Genomic DNA, 14,707 nt, shown 5'->3' on the forward strand with positions numbered 1-14,707 from the left:
CACTATCAGAACTTTAAGTTCCGCATTTGAGAGTTTTTTTCTTATTTTCTATAATCTTGTTTCAAAAACTTTTTCAATACCATCTTCTGTTGCTACTTTAACTTTTACAATTAACTTATCTTCGAACCAACCGAATTTACTATTTAAACTCATGTTAAGTTGGTTTCTTGAAGAAATAGTTGTATTAATTCCATTTTGAGCTAGCTCTTGTTCTGTATATTTTGAGCTTCTAGAGCCAACTTCACCAATTTCTACTTCTTTAACATATAACGTTTCATTTTCATAATTTACAAATACAAATCCAAAACTTTTTACAATTCCATTCATAATTGCACTAGAATTGATTCTTAAATTTCCAGAGATGTCGTTAGAAACGACTATATCTTTACTGCCTGCCACACCATTTGAAGCAGTCGCTGTGATTGTTACTACACCTTCTGATACAGTTGTTACTTGACCAGTTTGATCCACAGTCGCTACTAACTCATTAGATGACGTCCATACAACTGACTTATCTTTTGCATCCGCAGGTTGAACGTCAGCAGACATTCTCATTGTACGACCGGCTTTTTCTTTATTCATACCAGTGACAATGACACTTGCCACTTGAACTTCAAAAATTTCTACAGAACGTTTTACTTCAACCTGATTTCCAGCTTTATCTTTTGCTTGATAAACTAATTCATACGTACCTAATTGATCTGCTTTAACTTCACCAGTTACCGTATAATCAATCACATTTCCGTCACTATCTACTGCTGTCACACCAACTTTAGGATTGAACGAACCGACTGTAATGTTTTGTTTGCTATTTTCTACCCCTGTGAAGGTTGGTTTAATATCATTAATGACTGTCACTTTACGTTTTGCTGATACTACTTGATCCACATCGTCAGTTGCTGTATACGTTAATTCATACACGCCACTTTTAGACATATCAACAGTACCAGTTACTTTAACTTCTAATTTTTTATTATTGTAATCTGTCGCTTCAATATCTTTTAACGCATCAAATGTCTTAGCTGATTTTTTTACTTCAATATCTTTGATTTCTGTTAATTTTGGTTCAGCAACTTTATCAACAGTCACCGTTTTTGTTTCTTTGGTTGTATGTTTACGACTATCTGTTGCTTCATAAGTCAGTTCATACTTACCGGCTTTTTTAGTATTTACTTCACCAGTTACTTTATAATCAATCGTTTTACCTTCAAAATCAGTTGCTGTCACATCTTTTTTAACATCAAACGCGACTGGACTTTGTTTGATTGTTTCATTTTTAATCCCTTTAAAGATTGGAGCATGATCATCCACAACCGTTACTTTTGATTTAGACTCTGCTTTATTGCCATCTCCATCAACTGTTGTATAGACTAATTCATACGTGCCAGCTTTCTTCATATCTACAGAACCTGTAACTTTGATCTCTAATTTTTTACCTAGATAGTCTGTTGCTTCAACACCTGCTAAAGCATCAAACTCTTTGTCTGACATATAAACGGTTTGATCTTTCACTCCTGTTAATGATGGTACGACACCTTTTACAAAAGCCGTATTCACATAACCGTACCAAGTCCCTTTTTCATCAAACAATGAATAATAATCATCTCCATTAGAGTGCGAATAAACTCGTTTAGCAGTGAAAACTTTATTCATTAAATCTTTTGTTTGGTGTTTTACTTTCCAATTAAAGTTTTGGTAAGTCTTTTGATTTGGTGTACTTAATTTAACTTGTCGAGACACTGCGTACCCTTTACCTGAAGAACTTACATCTACTATTAAGTCTTTCTCACTAACATAACCTATCTTAGAAAAAACACCTTTTTTAGTATTATATAGACCATAGTAAGTTTCCCCATTAAAATGATAAAAAGCTTCGTTGATAAAGAAAGCTTCTGCTTCTCTATTACCTTTTAACACAAAGGGATTTTCTAACGTATCTAAATCTTTATAAACTGTTGCTTCTGAATTTTTTAAACTTACGTATGAGTCACGTGGTAAGCTTTTACCTTTAGGACCATTTTCTTCCGTTGCATTTTTATTAATATAACCTAACCAATTATCTTGATTGTCATACATTGAGTAGTAAGTTGAACCATTTTCATGATGGTACTCATACTTCACTCTTTTAGTTTGCATTTTGTAAGCTTCGCCCTGCTCTTTAATTTTCCAATTAAAATTTTGATATAAATTATAGTTACCATTAACTAAAGTTGCATATTTATCTACTTTAATCGCTTCACCTTGTGGCTTTTTATTTGTGCTTACTTCTGTCACACCAGTTTTATTAATATAGCCTAACCATGTATTGTCTTTACTGTATAAAGAATAGTAGGTTGAACCATTGAAATGGTTGTATAGATAATTAACTTTTAAATCTTGATCTTTAAAATTCTTACTATCATTTTTCTTTTTCCAACCAAAATTTTGGTGGATTTGATAATTAGTATTTGTTACTCGAACTGTTTTACTTGTTTTTACTACCATGCCTTGTTTTCCAGAAGCCATCTCAATTGCGTCTGAATTAATATAACCTAACCATGTGTCTTTTTCATTGTATAAAGAATAATAAGTTGAACCATTGCTGTGCTCATACTTATATTTTACTAAAATCGTTTGATTATAAATATCTTTAGAATTACCTTTTTTAGCCCAATTAAAATTTCTCCACATTGAATAATTATCTTTTTTCACTGTACCATATTCAAAAACTTTAATTGCATCTGAAACAGTTGCTTTTTCTGCTGCTTCTACTCTAATCTCATTACCTAATACTTGATCAACTACCCCAGTTGATGTTGTTGCTAAAATTGCTGTACTAAATAAAGCTAAAACAAGACCCTTCTTCTTCATAACCTTCTCCTTTTAATGTTATAGTTAAATAACATGTTTTATTTTAGTTTCTACTTCATTATAACTTAGTTCATTAATTAATCAATAATAATATTTAAAGTGAAAATTCTTCTTATTTAGTGGTATTAAAACGTGAAAAAAAACACCCTATCAAATATGATAAAGTGTTTTCCTTAATAATTATTCTATTTATAATTCATCAAAAGCGTTCCTGCTAAAATCAAAGCAATACCAATCATGGCATTCGTACTAATACTTTCTTTTAAAAAGACAACCGATCCTACTAAAATTAAGACGTTAGTAATTCCTAAACCTAAAGGAACAATAAAACTTACATCTGCTTTTGAAATGATGATCATCCATAAAACAAAACTAAGTAAATAACATAATAAACCTAGTAAACTTAATGATGGAAAATTCATATTCAATTGATTGTTAACCATCTTTACAGATAGATCAGCAGAACCTAATTTAAATAAAATAATACCTGATGAAGATAAAATTACATAAATAAAAAATAAAATCATTTTTCTTTTTCCTTTCTTTCAATCTTTTCTTTTAATATAGAGACTTCTTGAATCAAAGATTTAATATCATTCGTCTGTTTGGTAATATGCTTCGTAAAAATTATCAACTGTGCCAAACTGAAGAAAACGGCCATCACTAACAGAAAATTAGACATCGTTTCAAATCCTAATAAATCAGCAAAATATTCCGGTATTTTTGGAAACACAGAGAATAACAACATAATAATACCAATCGCAAGCCACATTAATGAATGTTCTAAAGTGAACGTTGCTGAGCGAATCAGCTTAATGATAAATCCTAAGAAACAAATTGAGAAGACAATCATAACCATTGTTAGAATACTCATTAATTTTTACCTCCACTAGATAATAAAATGATGGACGTTAACACTTCTACCATGTAACGAATCGATTTGATTGGCGTAATAGAGGATTTACCTTCTAAACGCTCAAACATATTAACTCCCACTTCTTTGACTCGCTTATTTTGTTTTATCAGTAATGCATTCGTTTCTGGTTCAGGGTATTTTCTCGGGTAGTGTGTAGCGAAATATTCAATAATTTCTCGATTAGCTGCACGATAGCCTGACGTTACGTCTAATAATTTCTTGCCTGTTTTTAAACGAATAAAGCCAGATATCAAGTTAATACCTAATCTTCTTGAAAAAGAAGTTTTAAACTCTGAAGGAGAACCTTCAACAAATCTTGATCCTACGGTAAAATCAGCCTGATTCTTCACAATCGGATTAATAAGTGCTGTCACTGATTTTATATCATGCTGACCATCCCCATCAAATTGAATCGCAATATCGTAATCGTTGTAATAAGCGTATAAATAACCCGTCTGAACCGCACCACCGATACCTAAGTTTTTAATTAAATGAACCGCAGGAATTTGATTTTCGACTAAGACCTTTTTAGTATTATCTGTTGAACCATCATTAATTACTAAATAATCTAATTCAAAAGGAACTTCTTTTTGAAATGATTTAATTGATTCAGTTGTCTTTAAAATACTTGCTTCTTCGTTATACGCAGGTATTATCATTAGTACTTTCATAAAAAAACTCCTTTACTCAGATACTTCTTCTTTAGTTGACGTATGATATTCTTGAATTAAATACGGGGGTCTATTTTTTACTTCTGTATATATTTTACCGATATACTCACCCATCACACCTTGAAAAATAAGCTGTGAACCACTTAAAAATAAAATCAAAATAGTTAACGTTGGAAATCCTGGTGTTGAACTGCCTACGATTAATGTTTTAACTAAGATATAAATCATATAGACAAACGACATCAAGGAAATAAAAATTCCACTATATAGAGATAATCTTAAAGCAGCTGTTGAATCAGAAACAATCCCATTAATTGCTAGTTGAATTAAATTTCCTAACTTCCATTTTGTTTCTCCAGCAAACCTTTCGCTAGAAACAAATTCGACTTCTTTTTTCTTAAAACCAATCCACATATACATGCTTTTTGTATACCGCTGACTCTCACGAATCTTGGTAATACTATCAATACACACACGATCTAATAATCTAAAATCACCTACAGCTGGTAAAACAGGAACTTGAGAAAAATTCCCTAATATTTTGTAATACAGTTTAGAACTCTCTTTTTTAAAGAAAGATTCCCCATTTTGAGTGACACGTTTACCATAGACATCTTGATAACCGTTCTCCCATTCTGTAATCATTTGAGGAATCGTGCCTGGTGGATGTTGCAAATCCGCATCCATCATAATCACCGCGTCTCCCTTACAATGATCAAAACCAGCCAACATCGCGACTTCTTTACCAAAATTTCTGGAGAGATCCACATAAGAAATTCGAGAGTCTTCAGTTGCTAAATCTTTAACGATATTCAAAGAATTATCAATACTACCATCATTGACAAATAAAAACTCAAAGTCGTATTGACCAGTATAGCTTTTAGATAATTCATTTAATTGTCTATATAATTCATTAATACTTTCACTTTCATTGTACATAGGCACACAAAAGGTAATTAATTTCATTGGTTAAACCTCCTACATTAGACCTAATACTACGGCTAACTAATCATTTGTTTGAAGCCAAGGCAAAGGCATATCTCTGCCTTTCATCTCTATTTTAATCTTTGATTTAATATCGTAATGTTGTTTGAAATCATCCGCTCTACTACCTTGATCAATACCGTCTATTGCTTGTCCTAAAAATGAAAATGGCAGTCGTCTAACGGTCACAACTTTATCTCCACGCTCAGCTGCTTTCTTTATCATAGAAACACGACGTTGATTTTCAAAGCTATTGACGCCATATAAGAATAAGCAGAACATCATTAAACAAATGGTACCACTCTTAACATATGTATCAAGTTTAGTTAACTCTACATTAACTTCAGTATTTACCCATAAAATGCCTAGTGCCAAAGCTAAAAATAAATAGGTTAATAGAATATTTCTTGGACCAAAAGGTGTCACAATCAAGAATGGACCAACCATCACGATAGCTGTAAATAAAAAGATAAAGTACAATTTAAGATCCGACTCTTTAAGAACTTTAGTACCAGCATATATCAGAATGGCAAAAAAGATAAAAATTAAAATTAACTCACCTAATAACATATACAGCGGAGCTTGATAAAAACTAATATTTAAATAGCTACGTCCAATAAAATAAATATTAAAGAACAGCAAATAGCTACCAATCAATTTTGGTTTCTTTAAAGCTAAATAAACCACAATTGAAAATAGAGCAATCAAAAAGATATTGTTTTTCACAACTAGCTCTGACCAGTCTTGTAGTAAATGTTTAAACAACTCAGAGAAATAAACATTTGATAATCCTCTTGAACTATCTGAATGATAGGCACTATTTTGAAACATTAACCACATACCAGAAATTGATCCTAAAAACCAAAAAACAGCTAAAGAGATTCTTTTTCTATCTGTAAAAATCATAAAGATAATCGCTAAAAAGCTTAAAATCACGTTTGCCATTGACACATTTTCTGCTAAAAACTGACTTAAAAAAGCCACTAGTAACACGACTAGGTTCAACCACCATTTATTTTCTTTTTTCAAAACAAGGTAGAATACTATTAATACAAGTAAGCTAGACACATTGTAGTTGGCAAATCCAGAAAACCAACCATACGTTTGTCTAAAAATATCCATAGGTATTGTCATCAGGATAAGAACAATGTATCTCATCTTCACTCTATCTGATAGTAGTTTAGAAATGACTAGTACTAAGCTAACATTGACAGATGTATACAGAATAATTCTTAGGAGCGTTGATCTTGTTATTCCCATGATAATCAAGTTTCCTAAATACCTACCATTATATCCATCAAAATTATTAGCTAGCTGTTCCATTCCTTGTGTGCCACCCCAAAAGAAATCATCCCATGACAACACAACAAGCATTGACATGATAAAGATAAAGGTCGCATACAGCCAAATAGATTTTACTTTATTCATCTTGTTCCTCCTCATATATATCCATCCTTCTAATTTTAATTGATATAAAGTCAAAAAGATAGTCTCAAAAAATTATTTTTTTGAACAAAGCAACACTATTAGTTGATAAATTATCACACATTACTTTGTCAGTTTTTTTTCATTTCCATGCACACTATTAGCTTCGGTATCTTTTTAGCTTTTATTAATGACAATCTTAAAAATCAGGATTTATTTCAATCCAAAATAAAACTCCTAAAAATTAGTAAACAAACTAATTCTAGGAGTTTTTCTTTATTCTTCCTTCGAGTTTAACTCTTTATACATTACCGCTAAATAAATTGGGGCAAGTAATACAAATGGAATGTAGTAACGATGATAGCCAATCATTAGAGGACCTACGATTAATGTTCCTAAAAGTAATAATGTCGGTAATAATAACCATAAAAGTTTATACATTTTACGATATAACGCTAGTGCTAAAATCATCATGATTAAAATAATATAAAGTGAGTAATTATTTAATAACCCTAATACAGGTAATGAATCAAACAGTTTTGAATAACCCATCTTGGTTAAACTCAAATCCGTATTTATTTGAGGTTGTGTTAAATTATAAATTTCAAAATGTGAGTTTGTCCATGGTGTTATTTTGGATGTTGATTCTAAGCTCGCATAATATGTATTATAGTTAGTCACTGTAAACAGCGGGAATATTTGATGCATGGTTGCTTCAAAATAAACCATAGGATGTTTCGTGAATTGTTTTCCCCAAACTCCCATATATTCTTTGATATCCTCAGAAGAAACATCTTCTTGGAAAGATTCTTTAATCGGATCAGATCTAGTTGGTAGATATCTTTCTGGGATTCCTTCATATTTGATTACTTTGTTGATTGTTTTCTTTTCACTCTCTGTGACTTCATCTCCATATTTTTTTACATATCTTGCTGTTTGTTGAAGAGGCACTGATAGCTTTTCTCTCTCCATTACTTCTGAACTGATTTTGTAATGAGAAACCAAACCATTTTCAATAAGAGTAGCCATCCCAATTGGTAAAATAATCAGTGCTACTAACACAAAATGAGTCGCCTTTTTTTTGTAAAGTTTAAAGAGTTCAAAAGGAATCAAAATAAACAACATTGGGACAATCGCATAAATAGCATTTTTTCTAAGCAAAATTGCTAGTGTTAATGTAACAACAGTTACTAAGTATATTTTATTTTTGAAGTACAAGTCCTTTTTATATAAATATAAACAAGCACTTGCCACACTTGCCGCAAAAGCATGTGAGAACATTGTATCTTTCACAGGTACGGTAATTAAATTAGTCATAATTGGTAGCAGTCCTACTAACACAACGTAACCATAAGCCATTTTCTTTTTATCTGTAATTTGGTAAATCACCCATGAACTAAAAGCAACTAGTAAACCTGAACCAACCATATGATATAAACTATGGAAAAAGACTCCTAATGATGGATAGCCTAATTTAGTTCCAATCTTCACCGCATTCCCTAACATCGCTGTTGAAAAAATAGGGTGATCATTTCTAAGTTCCATATCATGGTTAAACTGGATCAATTGAATCAGCGTATCATAAGAAATCGTTCCAGGATAATCCATTAAAACAACTGGTAATACCAATAATAAATATAAAATTAAAGCTGAAAAATAGACATGTTTTCTAGCAAAATTAACTATTTTAGATGATTCGTATTTGCCTAAATCATAAGGCTTCAACTTAAATTCTGTCAGCATATAAACTAAAAAGGACTGAATCAAATTATAAAACCAAAACCATGATACTAATAAAATTAAAGTTTTAATCGTTTGAATATTATTTTCAAAAAGAATACTCCAAGTTCCATCTTTTAAGTTAGGAAATGAAAAAGCCATTCCCGATACTGCAAAGATTGACAAAATTACTGAGAGTAAATATTGAATCCAATTTATTTTGATTTGTTTTTTACTAACAAATCTTAAACTGACACACATCAAAGCAAAAATCAACGTTACGACAATTCGATTCACAGTAATTGAAACCATTAGCTCATTAAATAAATGATAAACAAATTTTAGAAAACTATTAGAAATTCTGTCATAACTATCTGGGCCTAATTTATGCGCTTGCGGCGTCATCACTAACCCACAAGACATAATAAAAGCCATCAAAACTAAACTTATTTTTTTTCTCATTTTTTTATTATGTATTTTTCTAATACATATCCTCCTACTTCTATTTCATTAAACGTATGATACTATTTTACTATAAACTTTCCAACCTGAACATTACAATTTAACTTCTAAAAAAAGAGGCTGATCACTGTCAGCCTCAACCTGCTTTACTCTTCTTTTTCTTTACTCTTCTCACGATCAGCCGATCCCTTCAAAATACGATATTTCTCTTCTTCAGGTTCGTCTTCTATTTCGTGGACTTTTAGTTTAATTTCTAAAAGTCGAGTTCCTTCAACTTTGTGGGTTGTTAGAGTGACGTGCTCCACATCTATTGACAAGGTTTCATCTACTTCAGGAATCACACCTAAAGCCGTAATCACGTAACCTGCCATTGTGTCCACATCGTTCATTGCTAAATTCGTACCAAAGGCTTCATTAAAATCATCAATTGGCATTTTGGCTTGAACCAAGTATTCATCTTCACCAATTTTTTCGAATAATTCATCAATGGTCAACTCATCAGATTCGTCGTCGATTTCACCAACGATTTCCTCTAATAAATCTTCCAATGTGACTAAACCAACCACACCACCATACTCATCTAAAAGAATTGCCATATGGTTTTGAGTTCTTTTAAGTTCAATCAATAAATCATCAATAAAAATTGTTTCAGGAACAAATAAGGGTTCGTGAATAACTTTTAATAAGTCTAAGTCTTTAAATCCAGAAACTCTGGCTTCTTTTAATAAGTTTTTTAAATGTAGAATACCAATGATACGATCTTTGTCGTCATCATATACGGGAATTCTAGAAAAATTGTTGGATAAAACTTTATCTATATTCTCTTCAGATGAATCATGAATATCGATCATAAAACTTTCGGTTCTTGGAACCATGACTTCACGAGCAAGGGTTGTGTCCATATCAAAAATCCCTTGGACCATCTCAAGTTCCCCAGAATCAAGGACACCTTCATTGGTTAAGATATAAGCCATCTCTTCTCTTGTCATTTTATCATCGACGTCATCAAACGTCATCGGGGTTAAACGGCTTAATAAATTAGTTGAACTTGAAAGTAACCAAACAAACGGCTTCATAATAATTCCTAAAAATTTAATAGGACCCATTACAAATTTTGCGACTTCCTCTGATTTATTTAACGCAATTCGTTTTGGATATAACTCTCCAAAAACAATCGAAATATACGTTAATAAAATCAATACAATAAATTGTGACACTTGTTTTGCCCAGGTAGCACCACCAAATAATGGAGCAAGTTCTCTAGCAAAAGAATTGGCTAAAGAGGCACCAGATAAAATAGTGACCAAAGTAATACCTACTTGAATGGTTGATAAAAAATTACCAGAATCATTAATTAATCGTAATAACTTAACAGAAGATTTTTCCCCCTCATCGGCTTTTGCCTCGAGACGACTCCTATTAACAGATACCACGGCCATCTCTGCAGCAGCAAAAAAGGCATTTAGTAGTGTTAAAATAATTAAAATAATGATGTTGATTAAAATAGACTGACTATCAGGGTCAGCGTTCATAAGCTTGTTCTCTCCTAACATAAATATAAGTTGTAATTTTTAAAACAATTACCAGAAAATCGTATCACACTCTACTAATTTTGACAATCAGAAACACCTATTTTTTAGGTTCTTCTAACTGAACTGTATTCGGTTCTTCTTGCTTATTCAGTTTTACCATATTAAACACATAAACAAAAATAGTTTTACACACAGCGTAGAACGGTACACCTAAAATCATTCCTAGTAAACCAGCTAAGTTTCCGGCAACTAATAAAATAATAATAATGGTTAGTGGATGAATATCTAAACTCTTACCAATCACATTTGGATAAATAATATTACCATCAATTTGTTGAACCACTAAAACTACCACACAGGCAAGAGCGGCTTTCCAAGGATCAGAAAAGACGGTGATAAAGACTGCTGGAGCTAAACCGATGTACGGGCCAATGTAAGGAATCATGTTAGTCATCCCAGCAATGAAGCCAAAAAGAAACGCATAGTCCACACCAATTAACATGTAACCTAAACTCGTTGATACACCAACGAATAAACACTCAATCATTTGACCACTAATATATTTAGAGATCGTTTCACCCATTTTACTTAAAAGCTCAATCATTTCATTTTTGTGCTTCGTTGGTAAATACGGTTCAATTGCAGGAATAAATTTGTGACCGTCTTTTAACATGTAAAATAGAATAAATGGGACAGTTACTACTAACATGGCAATCCCTGCTACAGAAGAAACAATCGATCCGATTCCAGTACTTAACCCGTTAAATGTCGACTGAGCAATACTGCCTAAAGACAAGTTCCACTTATCAATATAAGATTGGATATCCACATTTTGTAACATTGGATGATGACTGACTTGGTCCGCCCATGCTTCTACCATTGTAATAAATTGAGGCATTTTTTTCGTTAAGGCTGCAATCTGATTAATCAAATTCGGAATTAATGAAGAAATCGATAACACAATAATACCTACAAGAAGTAACATCACTATCGTTACAGAAAGTGTTTTACCTAATCCTTTTCTCTCTAAGAAAGAAACAACTGGCTTAAAACAGTAATATAAAAAACCAGAGATTAAGATTGGGGCAAACATGGTGGTAAACATGGTGCCGATTGGTTTAAAGATAAAATTAATCTTCGTGCCAACCAGTATAAGTGTTGCAATAACTAATAATTCAACTGACCAAAACATTAGTTTCGATCGTTTTAATTTATCATACATTTTTAGTTCCTCCAATTAGATTAGATCATAGATAGAAAACAATGTCTCATTTTTGTTTCTATAATTACCCTATAGTATAATATAAATTAACCAAAATTGCTTTTATTATTTTTTATCTCAGAAAAGGAGTGTCCAACGAATGGAAATCAAACAAACCACAGATCTTAATAGTCCTACTTATCAAGATGCCCTAAAGATTCGTAAAGAAGTCTTTGTCAAAGAACAAAATATTCCTTTAGATATTGAAATTGCCCAAGAAAGTGACTGCCTACATTTTGTTTTGTATGACAATAATCAAGCTAAAGCCACTGTTAGATTACTAGATAAAGGAAACCACATTTTTAAAGTGCAACGAATGGCTGTTTTAAAAGAAGCTCGTAAAAAAGGGTATGCGAAGCAACTTTTATTATTTGCGGAACAATCAGCTAAAGAAACAGGTGCTACAAAAATAGTTCTTGGTGCTCAAGAAAGTGCTCTTGGCTTTTACGAGTCTCTTAACTACTTAGTTGAAGACGACGAATACTTTGAAGCAGGTATCAGGCATTTTGATATGGAGAAAGAATTGTAGAACATATTTTTTTCACCTCTTTATTTGAACTTATTCGTGATATAATATCTCTGTAGAAAAGTTTTATGGTGGTGGTGATCCTGTATTGGAGGTGGTGGCTTATGAATATAACCACTCAATCTAGGAAAGGAGAACCTATTTTGTCGATATCAGAAGCATTACAATTGATGATCGCCTTTGGGAGCTTTACGCTGACCTTGGTCTCAACAATTGTTCTTATTCTGAAAAATGATAAAAAAAAATAAACCATCGAAACTTTGACCGAGTTTTAGATATGGTTTATTTTTTAATCATATAAAATTTATGTCACCATCTTAAATGGTTCTACATGGGAACGTGTTAGCGCACGTTCCTTTTTGTTTATTATATCATGCTTACCTTTTTTATACCATCCATCTCTCTTTAAGAAATAAAAGAACACTTTAATCATTTTTCCTAAAAGATACGTGAATAAACCAACAATCTTATTTAACAATGAAAATGAATTGACATTACTACTATCTTTTTATACATTTAAAAGGTAAATATAAATAGGAGAGTGTTTAAAGATGAAAAAGAAATTAGGAACGCTTGCTACACTTAGTTTAGCAGTTGTTGTTTTAGCTTCTTGTGGGAAAAGCCCTCAGGATGAATTTGTAAGCTACATGGAATCACAAAATAAACAAACAGTTGGAACTTGGGATTTCAAAATGAACATTGAAGACATCGAAGTTAGTGACCCTTCAACAGATAAAGCTGCTAACCCTATGATGAACATGATGGTCACACAAATGAAAGATGCTGCTATTAGCGGAACAATGAAAGCTGATTTTGAAAAAGAAATGGCTTTTGGTCTTGATATGAAAGTCAAAGCACTTGGTATGGAAATGCCTGTTAATATGGTAGGCTCATTTGGAAAAGAACCAAAAATGTACCTTGCCACAGATATTTATGAGTACATTATGAATATTGTAGGCTCAATGTCTCAAGGTGCTGTGGATACAAGCAAAATGGATATGTCAAAACTAAAAGGTAAATACATTGATGTGTTAGATATTGATGCAGATACTGTTGGCAAAAAAGAATTACAAGACGCTTCAAAACAATTACAACAATCAGAAAAAGATCGTCAAGAGATGGCTAAAAAATACTCAGAATTTTTAAAAGGCTTAGATAAAAAGACTTTCACTAAAAAAGATGATGTCATTAGCCACACTTTCACTAAAGAAGAAATGACTAAATTAGTTAAAATTGTTTCTGAAAACGCAAAAGACAAAGATGCTGATTTAGATAAAGCATTTGATGATTTAAAAGATATCACAGTGACCGCAAATATTGACGTTAAAAAAGACACAACAAAAGTTTCAATGAAAATGACGCCTAAAGAAGATACTGGCATTAAATCAATGAAACTTAAATTTGAAACAACAATGAAAGACAAAAAAGCGGATATCAAAATGCCTAAAAAAGAAGATATCATCTCAAGTAAAGAATTAGAAAAAATGTTCCCACAAGGTGCCCCTGTAGGACAAAAAGAAGAAGTTTCTGATGCAGAATTCCAAGAAGTTCTAAAAGCAATCAAAGAACACAAAGATCAAATCGATGATAAAACAAAAGAAGAGCTATTAACAACATATAAAGCTGTCTTATCAGAAGAACAGTATAAAGAAATCGAAAGTGCTTTAAAATAAATAATAAAAAAAGAAACGCTAGGAAATCTCCTAACGTTTCTTTTTATTATTTTCTACGCAACATGATGGATTAGTGTTACTGTCTTCTTGATAATTGTTGATACCTTTCGTACCAAACATCAACGTACTCCATAGAAAAAGGGCCCTTTTCATTGTTAATCCAGTCTACCAAAATCTTGACGTTCTCTTTTAATACAAGATCAATTTCATCGGAATAATTCATCTCTTTTCTGTGGTCTTCGTACTCATCCACATCTAAAAGACGCTTTTCGCCATCTGGAAAAACTTTAATATCCAAATCATAATCAATGTACTTCAAGGCTTCTTCATCTAAAACATAAGGCGAAGCCAGATTACAATAATAAGAAACTCCCTTCTCACGTATCATAGCAATTATATTGAACCAGTATTTTGTATGGAAATACAAAATAGCAGGTTCTCGTGTCACCCATCTTCTACCATCGGCTTCGGTCACTAAGGTGTGATCATTCATCCCGATAATAGAACATTCGCTGGTTTTTAATACCATCGTGTCACGCCAAGTTCGATGTAAACTTCCGTCATGCTTGTAACTTTGGATCGTTATAAACTCTCCTTCTTTAGGTACACGCATTCCTCAATTACCCTGCTTTCCTTGGCTCTTTTTGCCAAATTTTACACTAGGGTGTTCATTACACCAATATCAAAA

The 14,707-nt window shown here is 32.0% G+C and carries 13 protein-coding genes; 3 read left to right on the forward strand and 10 right to left on the reverse strand.

Annotated elements, in window-relative coordinates:
• Positions 1-48: 48 nt before the first annotated feature.
• The 9 genes from G7082_RS02040 to G7082_RS02075 all read right to left on the reverse strand — a co-directional run bounded on the left by G7082_RS02040 (position 49) and on the right by G7082_RS02075 (position 11,781).
• Positions 49-2,850 carry an immunoglobulin-like domain-containing protein gene (locus G7082_RS02040; RefSeq protein ID WP_166033507.1) on the reverse strand — a complete coding sequence of 934 codons (2,802 nt, stop codon included), beginning with the start codon at positions 2,848-2,850 and terminating at the stop codon, positions 49-51.
• A gap of 185 nt (positions 2,851-3,035) precedes the next feature.
• The gene (locus G7082_RS02045) at positions 3,036-3,377 is read right to left on the reverse strand and encodes an EamA family transporter (RefSeq protein ID WP_166033508.1); all 342 of its coding nucleotides are present in this window, start codon (positions 3,375-3,377) and stop codon (positions 3,036-3,038) included.
• A complete protein-coding gene (locus G7082_RS02050) occupies positions 3,374-3,724 on the reverse strand; it encodes a DUF2304 domain-containing protein (RefSeq protein WP_166033509.1) in 351 nt (116 codons plus the stop codon). Before G7082_RS02050 ends, G7082_RS02045 begins: the two co-directional genes overlap by 4 nt.
• A complete protein-coding gene (locus G7082_RS14900) occupies positions 3,724-4,437 on the reverse strand; it encodes a glycosyltransferase family 2 protein (RefSeq protein WP_202983121.1) in 714 nt (237 codons plus the stop codon). The genes G7082_RS02050 and G7082_RS14900 overlap by 1 nt, the downstream gene beginning before the upstream one ends.
• Before the next feature lie 12 nt (positions 4,438-4,449).
• A complete protein-coding gene (locus G7082_RS14905) occupies positions 4,450-5,403 on the reverse strand; it encodes a glycosyltransferase family 2 protein (RefSeq protein WP_202983122.1) in 954 nt (317 codons plus the stop codon).
• A 39-nt stretch (positions 5,404-5,442) separates the two neighbouring features.
• The gene (locus tag G7082_RS02060) at positions 5,443-6,849 is read right to left on the reverse strand and encodes a DUF6056 family protein (RefSeq protein WP_166033510.1); all 1,407 of its coding nucleotides are present in this window, start codon (positions 6,847-6,849) and stop codon (positions 5,443-5,445) included.
• Between the two features lie 273 nt (positions 6,850-7,122).
• Positions 7,123-8,988 carry a DUF6020 family protein gene (locus G7082_RS02065; protein WP_166033511.1) on the reverse strand — a complete coding sequence of 622 codons (1,866 nt, stop codon included), beginning with the start codon at positions 8,986-8,988 and terminating at the stop codon, positions 7,123-7,125.
• 185 nt (positions 8,989-9,173) lie between these two features.
• Positions 9,174-10,559 (reverse strand): hemolysin family protein, encoded by a 1,386-nt coding sequence (locus G7082_RS02070; RefSeq protein WP_166033512.1) that lies wholly within the window; start codon positions 10,557-10,559, stop codon positions 9,174-9,176.
• A gap of 97 nt (positions 10,560-10,656) precedes the next feature.
• Positions 10,657-11,781: an AI-2E family transporter gene (locus tag G7082_RS02075; protein WP_166033513.1), complete on the reverse strand. Its 1,125-nt coding sequence runs from the start codon at positions 11,779-11,781 to the stop codon at positions 10,657-10,659.
• Between the two features lie 139 nt (positions 11,782-11,920).
• Here G7082_RS02075 and G7082_RS02080 point away from each other — a divergent pair, with 139 nt between their 5' ends.
• The 3 genes from G7082_RS02080 to G7082_RS02090 all read left to right on the forward strand — a co-directional run bounded on the left by G7082_RS02080 (position 11,921) and on the right by G7082_RS02090 (position 14,019).
• Positions 11,921-12,349 carry a GNAT family N-acetyltransferase gene (locus G7082_RS02080; RefSeq protein ID WP_166033514.1) on the forward strand — a complete coding sequence of 143 codons (429 nt, stop codon included), beginning with the start codon at positions 11,921-11,923 and terminating at the stop codon, positions 12,347-12,349.
• Positions 12,350-12,516: 167 nt separating this feature from the next.
• Positions 12,517-12,594 (forward strand): putative holin-like toxin, encoded by a 78-nt coding sequence (locus tag G7082_RS15200; protein WP_238842706.1) that lies wholly within the window; start codon positions 12,517-12,519, stop codon positions 12,592-12,594.
• A gap of 303 nt (positions 12,595-12,897) precedes the next feature.
• Positions 12,898-14,019 (forward strand): hypothetical protein, encoded by a 1,122-nt coding sequence (locus G7082_RS02090; protein WP_166033516.1) that lies wholly within the window; start codon positions 12,898-12,900, stop codon positions 14,017-14,019.
• Positions 14,020-14,095: 76 nt separating this feature from the next.
• Here G7082_RS02090 and ntdP read toward each other — a convergent pair whose 3' ends face one another.
• Positions 14,096-14,632, reverse strand: a complete 537-nt coding sequence (ntdP, locus tag G7082_RS02095) for a nucleoside tri-diphosphate phosphatase (protein WP_166033517.1) — start codon at positions 14,630-14,632, stop codon at positions 14,096-14,098.
• Positions 14,633-14,707 lie beyond the last annotated feature (75 nt).

Source organism: Vagococcus hydrophili, from assembly GCF_011304195.1.
Taxonomy (GTDB): Bacteria; Bacillota; Bacilli; order Lactobacillales; family Vagococcaceae; genus Vagococcus; species Vagococcus hydrophili.

Excerpts from the sequence above, each read along its gene's own strand:
- G7082_RS02040 (WP_166033507.1), bottom strand. The coding sequence starts at position 2,850 with ATGAAGAAGAAGGGTCTTGTTTTAGCTTTATTTAGTACAGCAATTTTA.
- G7082_RS02045 (WP_166033508.1), bottom strand. The coding sequence starts at position 3,377 with ATGATTTTATTTTTTATTTATGTAATTTTATCTTCATCAGGTATTATT.
- G7082_RS02050 (WP_166033509.1), bottom strand. The coding sequence starts at position 3,724 with ATGAGTATTCTAACAATGGTTATGATTGTCTTCTCAATTTGTTTCTTA.
- G7082_RS14900 (WP_202983121.1), bottom strand. The coding sequence starts at position 4,437 with ATGAAAGTACTAATGATAATACCTGCGTATAACGAAGAAGCAAGTATT.
- G7082_RS14905 (WP_202983122.1), bottom strand. The coding sequence starts at position 5,403 with ATGAAATTAATTACCTTTTGTGTGCCTATGTACAATGAAAGTGAAAGT.
- G7082_RS02060 (WP_166033510.1), bottom strand. The coding sequence starts at position 6,849 with ATGAATAAAGTAAAATCTATTTGGCTGTATGCGACCTTTATCTTTATC.
- G7082_RS02065 (WP_166033511.1), bottom strand. The coding sequence starts at position 8,988 with ATGTCTTGTGGGTTAGTGATGACGCCGCAAGCGCATAAATTAGGCCCA.
- G7082_RS02070 (WP_166033512.1), bottom strand. The coding sequence starts at position 10,559 with ATGAACGCTGACCCTGATAGTCAGTCTATTTTAATCAACATCATTATT.
- G7082_RS02075 (WP_166033513.1), bottom strand. The coding sequence starts at position 11,781 with ATGTATGATAAATTAAAACGATCGAAACTAATGTTTTGGTCAGTTGAA.
- G7082_RS02080 (WP_166033514.1), top strand. The coding sequence starts at position 11,921 with ATGGAAATCAAACAAACCACAGATCTTAATAGTCCTACTTATCAAGAT.
- G7082_RS15200 (WP_238842706.1), top strand. The coding sequence starts at position 12,517 with ATGATCGCCTTTGGGAGCTTTACGCTGACCTTGGTCTCAACAATTGTT.
- G7082_RS02090 (WP_166033516.1), top strand. The coding sequence starts at position 12,898 with ATGAAAAAGAAATTAGGAACGCTTGCTACACTTAGTTTAGCAGTTGTT.
- ntdP (WP_166033517.1), bottom strand. The coding sequence starts at position 14,632 with ATGCGTGTACCTAAAGAAGGAGAGTTTATAACGATCCAAAGTTACAAG.